The organism is Pseudomonas syringae group sp. J248-6 (genome assembly GCF_032586995.1).
Taxonomy (GTDB): domain Bacteria; phylum Pseudomonadota; class Gammaproteobacteria; order Pseudomonadales; family Pseudomonadaceae; genus Aquipseudomonas; species Aquipseudomonas amygdali.
In genome coordinates, this window is sequence record NZ_JAWHOP010000025.1 from 21,692 (window position 1) to 34,369 (window position 12,678).

11 protein-coding genes are annotated in these 12,678 nt (G+C 56.7%); 2 read left to right on the forward strand and 9 right to left on the reverse strand.

What is annotated here, in order from left to right:
- Positions 1-17 precede the first annotated feature (17 nt).
- The 4 genes from RYC17_RS23160 to RYC17_RS23175 all read right to left on the reverse strand — a co-directional run bounded on the left by RYC17_RS23160 (position 18) and on the right by RYC17_RS23175 (position 5,319).
- Positions 18-1,112: a polyamine ABC transporter substrate-binding protein gene (locus RYC17_RS23160; RefSeq protein ID WP_316904558.1), complete on the reverse strand. Its 1,095-nt coding sequence runs from the start codon at positions 1,110-1,112 to the stop codon at positions 18-20.
- Between the two features lie 171 nt (positions 1,113-1,283).
- A complete protein-coding gene (locus RYC17_RS23165) occupies positions 1,284-2,381 on the reverse strand; it encodes a polyamine ABC transporter substrate-binding protein (protein WP_004663257.1) in 1,098 nt (365 codons plus the stop codon).
- Between the two features lie 142 nt (positions 2,382-2,523).
- Complete coding sequence (locus RYC17_RS23170; protein ID WP_316904559.1) at positions 2,524-3,891, reverse strand: aspartate aminotransferase family protein; 1,368 nt, start codon at positions 3,889-3,891, stop codon at positions 2,524-2,526.
- 69 nt (positions 3,892-3,960) lie between these two features.
- A complete protein-coding gene (locus RYC17_RS23175; RefSeq protein ID WP_002555767.1) occupies positions 3,961-5,319 on the reverse strand; it encodes a glutamine synthetase family protein in 1,359 nt (452 codons plus the stop codon).
- Positions 5,320-5,912: 593 nt separating this feature from the next.
- On the opposite strand from RYC17_RS23175, the gene RYC17_RS23180 reads away from it, so the two are divergent.
- Complete coding sequence (locus RYC17_RS23180; RefSeq protein ID WP_003413528.1) at positions 5,913-7,289, forward strand: glutamine synthetase family protein; 1,377 nt, start codon at positions 5,913-5,915, stop codon at positions 7,287-7,289.
- Between the two features lie 293 nt (positions 7,290-7,582).
- Entirely contained in the window at positions 7,583-8,215 is a 633-nt protein-coding gene (locus tag RYC17_RS23185) for a TetR/AcrR family transcriptional regulator (RefSeq protein WP_058400074.1), read from the forward strand.
- Positions 8,216-8,221: 6 nt separating this feature from the next.
- Here RYC17_RS23185 and RYC17_RS23190 read toward each other — a convergent pair whose 3' ends face one another.
- The 5 genes from RYC17_RS23190 to RYC17_RS23210 form a co-directional block, all read right to left on the reverse strand.
- The gene (locus RYC17_RS23190) at positions 8,222-9,268 is read right to left on the reverse strand and encodes an RHS repeat-associated core domain-containing protein (RefSeq protein WP_122280893.1); all 1,047 of its coding nucleotides are present in this window, start codon (positions 9,266-9,268) and stop codon (positions 8,222-8,224) included.
- A gap of 133 nt (positions 9,269-9,401) precedes the next feature.
- Entirely contained in the window at positions 9,402-9,617 is a 216-nt protein-coding gene (locus tag RYC17_RS23195; protein ID WP_002555770.1) for a molybdopterin-binding protein, read from the reverse strand.
- 26 nt (positions 9,618-9,643) lie between these two features.
- On the reverse strand, positions 9,644-10,456 hold the full coding sequence (gene ssuB / locus RYC17_RS23200; protein WP_002555771.1) for an aliphatic sulfonates ABC transporter ATP-binding protein: 813 nt from the start codon (positions 10,454-10,456) through the stop codon (positions 9,644-9,646).
- Complete coding sequence (gene ssuC / locus RYC17_RS23205) at positions 10,453-11,250, reverse strand: aliphatic sulfonate ABC transporter permease SsuC (RefSeq protein WP_032614408.1); 798 nt, start codon at positions 11,248-11,250, stop codon at positions 10,453-10,455. Before ssuC ends, ssuB begins: the two co-directional genes overlap by 4 nt.
- A 28-nt stretch (positions 11,251-11,278) precedes the next feature.
- Positions 11,279-12,244: a sulfonate ABC transporter substrate-binding protein gene (locus tag RYC17_RS23210; protein ID WP_316904560.1), complete on the reverse strand. Its 966-nt coding sequence runs from the start codon at positions 12,242-12,244 to the stop codon at positions 11,279-11,281.
- Positions 12,245-12,678: the final 434 nt, after the last annotated feature.

A 12,678-nucleotide genomic window follows, 5' to 3' on the forward strand; every position in this document is an offset into this window, starting at 1 on the left:
GGCCGGGTGCTGGATTTTTATTTGCCCGACTTGACCTTGGTCCAGCTGCGGGTCATCAGACGTTGCACCTTGGGGGGCAACTCGCTGTTCACGAACAGGCGGTCCAGCACTTCCTGAGGCGGGTAAACCGCTGCATCGGTGCGGATTTTCTGGTCCATGAACTCGCCGGAGGCGGGATTGGGGTTGGCGTAGCCGACTTCATCGCTGACCTGGGCAATCACCTTGGGGTCAAGCATGTAATTGATGAAGGCGCTGGCAGCCTTGATGTTTTTCGAGTCTGCCGGAATAGCCAGCATGTCGAACCACAGGTTACCGCCCTCTTTCGGGATGCTGTAGGCGATCTTCACGCCCTTGCCCGCTTCTTCAGCCCGGGATTTGGCCTGGAACACATCCCCCGAAAAACCTGCGGCGACGCAGATGTCGCCGTTAGCCAGGTCGGTGATGTATTTGGACGAGTGGAAATAGGTCACGTAAGGACGAATCGCCAGCAGCTTGGCTTCGGCCTTCTTGTAATCGGCTTCCTTGGTGCTGTTGGGGTCCAGCCCCATGTAGTTGAGCACCGCAGGCAACATCTCATCAGCGGAATCAAGAAACGCTACGCCACAGCTGGAGAGCTTCTTGATATTCTCCGGCTCAAACAGCACGGCCCAGGAGTCGATCTTGTCGACGCCCAACACGGCCTTGACCTTTTCGACGTTGTAACCGATGCCGTTGGTACCCCACAGGTACGGCACGGCGTACTGGTTACCCGGATCGTTCTTCTCCAGACGCTTGAGCAGCGCCGGGTCGAGATTCTTGTAATTGGGCAGCAGCGACTTGTCGAGCTTCTGGAACGCACCGGCCTTGATCTGCTTGCCGAGGAAGTGATTAGACGGCACCACCACGTCATAGCCGGTGCGTCCGGCCAACAGCTTGGCTTCCAGGGTTTCGTTGGAGTCGAACACATCGTACATCGGCTTGATGCCGGTCGCGGCTTCGAAGTCCGCCAGGGTGGTCTTGCCGATGTAATCGGACCAGTTATAAATATGCACGGTGGATTCAGCCTGAGCACTGATCGACAGTGTCAGCCCGGCAGCCGCCAGCAAGGCTTTGGAAAAAATAGAAATAGACAAAGAATGAGTCCTTTTAACAGAGGGGCCTGAGCGCCGGAGGGCGTCCGGAAAACCAAACCGGCGCGCAACTTACCGTCTATGCGTCCAACCAGCAAAGGTTTAGGCAATATTCCTGTCTGTTGGTTGCTGCGCGGCCAAGGCTACGCAGCATCCACAGGTTTGATGACAGGCTTATTTACCTGACTTTATCTTGGTCCAGCTGCGGGTCATGATCCGCTGCGTGGCAGCAGGCAGGTCAGCGATTGCATACAGTTTGGCCTGTACGTCGGCAGGCGGATAAACGCCAGGGTCACTGGTGATTTCCTTGTCGACCAGCGCCGTTGCTGCCGCGTTACCATTCGGGAAGCGCACTGCGTTGGTGATTTCAGCCATGATTTCGGGCTTCATCAGGAAGGTCATGAACTTGTAGGCACCTTCAACGTTTTCGGCATCCTTGGGAATGGCGACCATGTCATAGAAGCTGCCGGCACCTTCTTTCGGAATGTTGTAGGCAACTTTTACCTTGCCACCGGCTTCCGCAGCACGGGACTTGGCCTGATAGATGTCGCCCGAGTAGCCGACTGCGACGCAGATATTGCCGTTGGCCAGGTCCGAGATGTACTTCGACGAGTGGAAATAGCCAATCGACGGACGAATCTTCATGAACAGCGCTTCAGCTTCGGCGAGCTGCTTCTTGTCCTGAGAGTCGGTCGGGTAGCCCAGGTAATGCAGGGCAATCGGCAGCATTTCGGTCGGCGAGTCGAGGAAGCTGATGCCGCATGATTTCAGCTTGGCAGCGTTCTCGGGCTTGAACAGCAGATCCCACGAGTTGACCGGCGCGTCAGCACCCAGTGCGGCCTTGACCTTGTCCGGGTTGATGCCGATACCGATCGAGCCCCACATGTACGGGAATGCGTGCTTGTTGTCCGGGTCGCTGACCGACACGGCCTTGAGCAGCGATTCGTTCAGGTTCTTCCAGTTCGGCAGCTTGGATTTGTCCAGTTCCTGGTAGACGCCCGCCTTGATCTGCTTGGCCAGGAAGTTGTTGGACGGCACAACGATGTCATAGCCGGACTTGCCGGCGAGCAATTTGGCTTCCAGCGTCTCGTTGCTGTCGAAAACGTCGTAGACCACCTTGATGCCCGATTCTTTCTCGAACTTGGCAACGGTGTCCGGCGCGATGTAATCGGACCAGTTATAGACGTGCAGCACTTTATCATCGGCCTGCGCAGCGGCGGCCACAACGCCCATCAGGGACAGCGCGAGAAGGGTCTTGCCAAATTTTTTCATGCGTAGCTCCAATGTATTTTTATCACTGACCGTCAGTTAGCGGCGTGTAGCCATTAGTCTGGCAACTTCCTGGGCAGGCTTTCAAGCCGACACCCGTTAAACAATGCACATTGCGCTTGAATCGACGCTTTTTTCCACGTTTTCAGCCCTGCAATACCGCCAGCGTCAGATCCAGGCATTTGCGAGCCTTTTCCACCAGTTCGTCGATTTCCGCAAAACTGATCACCAGTGGCGGCGCAATGATCATCGTGTCGCCCACGGCCCGCATGATCAGGCCATTATCGAAGCAGAAGGTTCGACAGATCATCCCGGCGCCCTTGTCGGTGTAGCGCTCGCGAGTGACCTTGTCCTTCACCAGTTCGATGGCCCCCAGCAGCCCGACGCCACGGACCTCGCCCACCAGCGGGTGATCGCTCAACTCACGCAAACGCTTTTGCAAATACGGTGCCGTTTCCGACTTGACCCGTTCGACGATCTTTTCTTCGCGCAGGATACGTATGTTCTCGAGCGCAACGGCTGCCGCCACCGGATGCCCGGAGTAGGTAAAGCCATGATTGAAATCGCCGCCCTCATTGAGCACCGCGACGATTTCATCGCGCACGATAAGGCCGCCCATCGGTACATAACCGGAGGTCAGGCCTTTGGCGATGGTCATCATGTCCGGCTTAAGGCCGTAGAAATCGCTACCGAACCACTCACTGGTACGCCCGAAACCACAAATCACCTCATCGGCGGCGAACAGGATGTCGTAGCGGGAAAGGATTTCCTTGATCTTCGGCCAGTAGGAATCGGGCGGGACGATCACACCGCCTGCGCCCTGGATCGGCTCGGCAATGAACGCACCGACGTTCTCGACGCCCAGCTCGATAATTTTCTTTTCCAGTTGCTCGGCAGCCCACACACCGAACTCGTCCGGCGTCATGTCACCGCCTTCGCCGAACCAGTAGGGCTGCGGAATGTGGACAACACCCGGAATCGGCAGGTCGCCCTGCTCGTGCATGTAGGTCATGCCGCCCAGACTGGCACCGGCGACGGTTGAGCCGTGATAACCGTTGACGCGGCTGATGATGGTTTTCTTGTCTGGCTGGCCTTTGAGAGCCCAGTAATGACGAACCATGCGTAGCATCGTGTCATTACCTTCGGAGCCTGAACCGGTGAAGAACACGTGGTTCATGCCCTGCGGAGCGATTTCGGAAATGGCTTTGGCCAGCTCCAGCACCGGCGGGTGGGCGGTCTGGAAAAACAGGTTGTAATAAGGCAGCTCACGCATTTGTTTGCTGGCAGCGTCGGCCAGTTCTTCGCGGCCATAACCGATGGCTACGCACCACAGGCCGGACATGCCATCGAGGATCTTGCTTCCCTCGCTGTCCCACAAATAAACGCCCTCGGCACGGGTAATAATGCGCGGGCCTTTCTCTTTCAATTGTTTGTAGTCGCTGAACGGTGCCAGGTGATGTTCGCTGCTCAAGGCCTGCCATTCGAGGGTTTGCGGATTATTGTGGGCACTCATGCAGCACTTCCTTTAATTCAGGTCAGTTATCAGAGCGCCGCACACCTGCTGCTACGGCGCTCTGCGGGATCAGACGGCGAAGAGCAGGAATTCCCGCTCCCACGAGCTGATCACGCGCTTGAAGTTTTCATGCTCGGCGCGCTTGACCGCGACGTAACCGATGATGAACTTCTTGCCCAGGTACTTCTCGATGGTCTTGCTGTTTTCCATGCGTTCCAGCGCGTCTTCGATGGTCAATGGCAGGCGCAGGTTGCGACGCTCGTAGCCACGCCCGACCACCGGCGCACTCGGGTTGATACCTTCAACCATGCCGATGAAGCCGCACAGCAGGCTGGCGGCAATGGCCAGATAAGGGTTGGCATCGGCACCTGGCAGACGGTTTTCGACACGACGATTCTGCGGCACGGCGTCCGGCACGCGCAGGCCGACGGTACGGTTCTCTTCGCCCCACTCGACGTTCACCGGTGCCGAGGTGTCAGGCAGAAAGCGGCGGAACGAGTTGACGTTGGGGGCGAACAGCGGCAACAGCTCGGGTATGAACTTCTGCAGACCACCGACGTGGTTCAGAAACAGCTCGCTCATGGTCCCGTCTTCATTGGAGAAGATGTTCTTGCCGGTCTCGATGTCGATGATGCTCTGGTGCAAGTGCATGGCACTGCCCGGTTCGCCGGTCATCGGCTTGGCCATGAAGGTCGCCGCAACGTCGTGCTTGAGCGCGGCTTCGCGCATGGTGCGCTTGAACACCAGAATCTGATCAGCCAGCGAAAGGGCATCACCGTGACGGAAGTTGATTTCCATCTGCGCCGTGCCGTCTTCGTGGATCAGCGTGTCCAGGTCCAGATTCTGCAGTTCGCACCAGTCATAGACGTCTTCGAACAGCGGATCGAATTCGTTGGCCGCTTCGATCGAGAACGACTGACGACCGGTTTCCGGCCGCCCGGAGCGCCCGATCGGTGGCTGTAGCGGATAGTCCGGGTCGTCGCTACGCTTGGTCAGGTAGAACTCCATCTCCGGCGCCACGATTGGCTGCCAGCCCTGATCGGCGTAAAGCTTGAGGACCTTCTTCAACACGTTGCGCGGCGACAGCTCGATGGGGTTGCCCTGCTTGTCGTAGGTGTCGTGAATCACCTGCGCAGTGGGCTCGACCGCCCAGGGCACCAGATACACCGCGTTCTGGTCGGGACGGCAGATCATGTCGATGTCTGCCGGGTCCAGCAGCTCGTAGTAGATATCGTCTTCTACGTAGTCGCCAGTCACCGTCTGCAACAGCACGCTTTCAGGCAGGCGCATGCCTTTTTCAGCGATGAACTTGTTGGTCGGCGAGATCTTGCCGCGGGTGATGCCGGTAAGGTCGGACATCATGCATTCGACTTCGGTAATCTTGTGTTCTTTCAACCAATCGGTGAGCTGGTCGAGGTTGGTACTCATAAATACCTCAGGGTTTTATTGTCCTGATCGTGATCAGGCGTTCCAGACGCATCGGCGTCATGTTGTACAACTCGTTTCGGCAGACGCCGATTAGAGGTAAGGTGACAGCTGCGGGGCCGGATTTCCAGACGGCCGCGGTCACACTGACGAAGCCGTTATAGTGGTAATGTCGAGCATTGAGAGTAGAGCAGACTGGCTTCGATAGCCGTTCAGGGATGTCGCAAGGTGTGGCAACCCACCACGAGCACCGATATCACAGGCATGATGAGCGCTGTACGGACTTGATAGTCGCGTGTCGACCAGGGAAAGGTGAAGCATTGGACCCCCGCTATTGTTGCTCTACTGGGTTGCGATCGAGCTTAGCCTCGTTCATTTTTTTATACAACAACCCGTTAAAAATAGAAGACAGGCCGCTCTAGCTTGTATTTAACAGCGGTCAGAAACGGAATAAAACGCCCTAAATAGCGGCAAAAAAGGCCATATGGCGCAGTTTTAGGGCAAAAAAGGCTCTATTGACTTCATCATGGCTTTCGGATTGACTGAGATCCGCAATCATTGATGATTGATATTTTTAACAACAAAGGTGTTGCATCATGTCGGTACCCCCGCGTGCCGTTCAGCTTAACGAAGCGAACGCGTTCCTTAAGGAACATCCTGAGGTTCTGTACGTTGACCTTCTGATTGCAGATATGAATGGTGTGGTGCGTGGCAAACGCATCGAACGCACCAGCCTCCATAAGGTTTACGAGAAGGGCATCAACCTGCCTGCCTCTTTATTTGCTCTGGATATCAATGGCTCCACGGTGGAAAGCACCGGCCTGGGCCTGGATATCGGTGATGCTGACCGAATCTGTTATCCCATCCCTGACACCCTGTGCAACGAGCCATGGCAAAAGCGCCCTACCGCGCAATTGCTGATGACCATGCACGAACTCGAAGGCGACCCGTTTTTTGCCGACCCGCGTGAAGTATTGCGTCAGGTCGTCGCCAAATTCGACGAAATGGGCCTGACCATCTGCGCGGCATTCGAGCTGGAGTTCTACCTGATCGATCAGGAGAACGTGAACGGTCGCCCACAACCGCCCCGCTCGCCTATTTCCGGCAAACGCCCGCATTCGACACAGGTCTACCTGATCGACGACCTCGACGAGTACGTCGACTGCCTTCAGGACATACTTGAAGGTGCGAAGGAGCAAGGCATTCCTGCCGATGCCATCGTCAAGGAAAGCGCCCCGGCCCAGTTCGAAGTCAACCTGCACCACGTTGCCGACGCTATCAAGGCGTGCGATTACGCTGTGCTGCTCAAGCGACTGATCAAGAACATCGCCTACGATCACGAGATGGACACGACCTTCATGGCCAAGCCCTATCCGGGTCAGGCGGGTAATGGTCTGCACGTTCACATCTCGATCCTGGATCGCGATGGCAAGAACATCTTCACCAGCGAGGATCCCGAGCAGAACGCCGCATTGCGTCACGCAATCGGCGGTGTGCTCGAGACCCTGCCGGCACAAATGGCTTTCCTGTGCCCGAACGTCAACTCGTATCGCCGGTTCGGTGCGCAGTTCTATGTGCCCAACTCGCCCACTTGGGGCCTGGACAACCGCACGGTCGCCGTTCGTGTACCGACCGGCACCGCCGACGCGGTACGTATCGAACACCGCGTTGCCGGTGCCGATGCCAACCCGTATCTGGTAATGGCTTCGGTCCTGGCGGGCGTGCACCACGGCCTGGTCAACAAGGTCGAACCAGGCGCGCCGGTAGAAGGCAACTCGTACGAGCAACACGAACAAAGCCTGCCGAACAACCTGCGCGACGCACTGCGCGAGCTGGACGACAACCCGGTGATGGCCAAGTACATCGATCCAAAATACATCGACATTTTTGTCGCCTGTAAAGAGAGCGAGCTGGAAGAGTTCGAACACTCCATCTCCGACCTCGAGTACAACTGGTACCTGCATACGGTCTGATTGAAGCCGAGTAATACAAAACGCCGCAAAGCCTTGAGCTTTGCGGCGTTTTTGTTTGCGTCCGGAACACTCCTCGTTCCTCACGCTCCGCGTGGGAATGCCGTGGATGACGCTCCGCGTCACAACTCTGAGGCGCGCCGCATGCTCAAAATCGGACGCAGAGCGTCCAGAAATGCGCTACCACGCGGAGCGTTGGAGCGATAACTGTATGTTACGGCAAGCTAAAACACGATCAAGATTCGTTCAGACAGAATGCCTTACAATAACCACCAGTCCATCCAAGAGCCGCCTCCATGACACGCGCCGCTGCACCTCGTAAACCTCAAGCACGCAGCCAGGCCAGGATCGATTCGATTCTCGACGCCGCGCGTACGTTGCTCGCCGAGCAAGGGGTGGCCAGCCTGTCGATTTACAGCGTGGCCGAACGCGCAGGTATTCCGCCCTCCTCGGTGTACCACTTCTTCGCCAGCGTTCCGGCGCTGCTTGAAGCGCTGACCGCCGATATTCACGCGGCTTTCCGCGCCTCACTGCAAGCGCCTATCGATCACGACCAGCTCACCACTTGGCGCGACCTGTCGCGTATCGTCGAACTGCGCATGCTGGCCATCTACAACGCCGACGCCGCCGCCCGCCAATTGATCCTTGCCCAGCACGGCCTGACCGAAATCAACCAGGCAGACCGCCAGCACGATATAGAGCTGGGGCATTTGATGCTTGAGGTCTTTGACCGCCACTTCCAGCTGCCTGCGCTGCCGGATGACGTGGACGTATTTGCGCTGGCGATGGAACTGGGGGATCGGGTGTATGCGCGATCAGTGCAATTGCATGACGAGATCACACCGCGCATGGCTGAGGAAGGGATGCGGGTGTTTGATGCTTATTTGGGGTTGTATTTGCCGATGTTTTTGGTGAAGCGAGTTATTTAAGGCTCACTATTCACGGATCTTCTTCACACCTTCATGATAAGGCGTAAAACGTTTACTATATTTTCTTTCTCGCTTGATAAACCTGGCGTTCAGAATATTGTACCTTTCAGGATTAAAAGCACTGGTTCCTTTCGACGCCTCCATCACTTCGAGCGCTTTCACTGTAACGTCTAACTCTTCTCGGTAGGTGGCTTCTGCCGCCTTGAGTACGTCTGCTTTGCGCTGGTCAGCTGCACCAGATTTATAAAAACGATTAAAAGCTTCACGTTTTTCTTTATAATTTCTGATCATGGATTTTAAAGTCCCGCCTGCACTCGGATCAACAGACGAGCTGGAAATTGAACTTTTACTTGCCAAGCCCGCACCTGTTGATGACGCAATGGGAAGCGAGGGAGTTGACGAAACAGTAGCAGAGGAATATGGCAATTCATCAACCATGCCAGGCAACTGTGATAACGGTATTTTTTTAGGCGCCAGTATAATTTTTCCGGCCTGTAATAACTTATGAAGCAACCCAGCACTTATATGCCCCGACGGATCCCCAAACCCAACCGGATCCCCACTCACATAACCATAAGCATTCAACCCTCCCTCGCCAAACGGGCTCAGACTGTCCGGGCTGTTAAACCGCATCAACACCGGGTTATAAGCCCGATACCCATTCCCCAGCAGATAATGCCCGGTCGCCGGATCTCGTCGCTCGCCATTGAAACCCAGCAAACTGGTTAGTCCGCTTTCAGCCGGATGATGTCCGTAGACGCTATACGCCACAGACTCAACCCCAGTGTTATCCACAAGTTGCAAAACTGAACGTTGCTGATCGGTCGCCAGCAGCGTCGTGTCCACTAGATCATCAACGTGCCGCTGTTGAGCCAATAGCCGGTCTTCATGCTGAAAGACCGTGCTCCGTAAAGCACCCTGAATCTCGGTCGCCAGAACGTTCTTCTGATAGAAGCGCTGGATATCTTCCTGCCCCGCCAGCGAGCTGGAAGCCAGACGGTCCAGCGGGTCGTAGCGATAGCGGCATAAAACTGCTTGGGCTGAAGAGGTCATGGCTGATGCTTCAAATAGAACCAGCCATCAGCATCCAGCAAAACCGATACTTCGCCTACCTCACATAATTGCTAGGTAAACAGCAAAAAACCCCGGAGGGCCAGGACCGTCCGGGGTGTTTTTTACCCATTGTTTACAGCTTGGCGATGGAGACTTCTGTCGACTTCACGAAGGCGATGACTTCGCTGCCGACGACCAGCTCCAGCTCTTTTACCGAGCGGGTGGTGATGACCGAGGTCACAACGCCGGAAGCGGTCTGTACGTCGATTTCCGACAGTACATCGCCGTGGACGATTTCCTTGATGGTGCCTTTGAACTGGTTGCGAACGTTGATGGCTTTGATAGTCATGGCATGTCTTCCTTTGGGGATCAGGGTTAATTTGCCCAGCGCAATTGCGTGGGCAGTGGCGAAAACGGTTCCGGGTCAGGTGGCGAGCCGGGGATGGCCAATACGCGGTTAAGCACTTCGGCTTCCAGCGCAGCAAGGCGGTGCGAGCCGCGAGCACGTGGCCGTGGCAGGTCGACCAGAAGGTCGAGGCCGATCTGGCCTTCTTCGATCAGGATCACGCGGTCGGCGATGGCGACTGCCTCGCTGACATCGTGAGTAACCAGCAGTACCGTGAAGCCGTATTGGCCCCACAGTTTTTCAATCAGTTGCTGCATTTCGATGCGGGTCAAAGCGTCCAGCGCGCCCAACGGCTCGTCGAGTAACAGCAGGCGCGGCTTGTGAATCAGCGCACGCGCCAGAGCAACACGCTGCTTCTGGCCACCGGACAATGCCGCTGGCCACTCGTTGGCGCGTTCGGCAAGGCCGACGGCCTCGAGCGCTTCGAGTGCTTGCGCACGCCAGTCGCCGCTCAGACCAAGGCCGACGTTGTCGATGATCTTCTTCCAAGGCAGCAAACGCGCCTCCTGGAACATCAAACGCGTGTCTTCGCGAGCGTCGTCCAGTGGTGCAGAGCCTGCAAGCAATTGACCCTCGGTTGGCTTGTCGAGACCGGCAAGCAGGCGCAGCAAGGTACTTTTACCGCAGCCACTACGGCCGACGATGGCGACGAACTGACCGGCCGGAATATGCAGGTCGATGTCCTTGAGCACTTCGCGAGTGCCGAACGCTTTTTTCAGGTTGCGGACTGCCAGCGGAATACCGCGCAGCAAATGTGGAGGTTGCTGTTTCAGACTGGTCATGCGGCACCGCCTTTGCTCACTTGATAGGCCGGGTGCCAGCGCAGGCACACACGTTCAAGGCCTCGCGCCGCAAGATCGGCCAGTTTGCCGAGGACGGCGTACAACACAATGGCCAGTACCACGATGTCGGTTTGCAGGAATTCCCGTGCATTCATCGCCAGGTAACCGATGCCGGAGCTGGCAGAAATGGTTTCTGCCACAATCAGCGTCAGCCACATGAAGCCCAGCGCAAAGCGCACACCGACCAGAATCGAAGGCATGGCGCCTGGCAAAATCACATGCCGAAACAGGCTGAAACCGGACAAGCCGTAGCTGCGGGACATTTCTACCAGTGCCGGGTCGATGTTGCGGATGCCGTGGTAGGTGTTCAGGTAAATCGGGAACAGCGTGCCCAGCGCGACCAGAAATATCTTCGCTGTCTCGTCGATGCCGAACCACAGGATGACCAGCGGAATAAGCGCCAGGTGCGGCACGTTACGGATCATCTGCACTGAGCTGTCCAGCAGGCGCTCGCCCCATTTGCTCAGGCCGGTAATGAAGCCCAGCGCCAGACCGATGCCACCGCCAATGGCGAATCCGATCCCGGCGCGCCAGCCGCTGATCGCCAGATGCGTCCAGATTTCGCCACTCGCAACCAGATTGATACCCGCCTCAATGACTGCGCTGGGTGCAGGAAGAATGCGTGTGGATAGCCATCCGGCGCTGACCGACAGCTGCCAGACGGCCAACAACAGGACTGGAAGTGCCCAGGGCGCCAGTCGGTGAACGATGCGTTGCGAAGCACTGAGGCTCATGGAGTTGTCTCCTCGAAGGGCCTGACGATCACTGTGCTTGAGCAACAGCAGCAGGAGGTGTCCAGACCACATCAGCAATGCTGAGCGGCTTCGGAATCAGTTTGAGCTGGTAGAAGGTGTCAGCAATTTTCTGCTGCGCAGCTACAACTGGCGGAGTAATGAACAGCGCACCGTAGCCCTGGCGTTTTACCGAGGTCAGGGTGATGTCGGCGGGCAGCCCCAGCAACGGCGCAACCTGTTTGGTCACTTCGTCAGGGTGAGCCTTGGACCATTCGCCCACTGCACGAACTTCTTCGATCAAGGCTTGAATCACCTTCGGATTCTTTTGTGCGTAAGGCTTGGTCGCCAGATAGAACTGGTGGTTGTCGACGATGCCGGTGCCGTCTTTCAAGGTCCGCGCCTGCAATTGCTTTTCAGCTGCGGCCTGGTACGGGTCCCAGATGACCCAGGCGTCTACGCTGCCGCGCTCGAAAGCGGCACGCGCATCAGCCGGGGGAAGGAAGACGGTCTGGATATCGGTGTATTTCAGGCCGGCATTTTCCAGTGCCTTGACCAACAGGTAATGGACGTTCGAGCCTTTATTGAGGACAACTTTCTTGCCCTTCAGGTCTTTGACCGAAGTAATAGGCGAGTCTTTGGGTACCAGGATGGCTTCACTGGTCGGCGCTGGCGGCTCGTAAGCCACGTACAGCAGATCCGCGCCTGCTGCCTGAGCGAAAACCGGCGGCGTTTCACCGGTCACGCCAAAATCAATCGAGCCCACGTTCAGACCTTCAAGCAACTGCGGACCGCCCGGAAATTCTGTCCACTGAACCTTTACGCCCTGCTCGGCCAGGCGCTTCTCCAGCGAACCCTTGGCCTTGAGCAGCACCAGCGTGCCGTATTTCTGATAACCGATGCGCAGATCTTCCGCCTGGGCCTGGGTGACCGCGCCAAGCGCGACCGCAGCAGCAAACAGAGCGACAAGGCCTCGACGCAAAATGACAGTGCGCATATGCGCTCCTTTAGCGGGTATTGGGTAGTGCCTGCTCAGCCAGTCACAGACGAACAAGGCGGGAATAGGGACGACATTAACAGCACTTTTTTATATCTATAAATCTTATTTATTCATTTAGTTATTCCATAAATGAATATAAAGAGCAGCACTATTTTTCAACTATCCTGCCGCGTGCTACGGCGGCATGCCGTTCTGGACCCTCTGCGTCCGATCTTGAGTATGCGGCGTGGCGCATCTCCATGACGCGGAGCGTCACGACAGGCATTCCCACGCTGGAGCGTGAGGAACGATGATCTCAACTATCGTGCGACGCTCTGCGTCCGATCTTGAACAGGCGGCGGAGCGTCACTCGCGGCATTCGTACGCTGGAGCGTGAGGAACGATGATCTCGACTATCGTGCGACGCTCCGCGTCGCATGCCGTTCTGGACG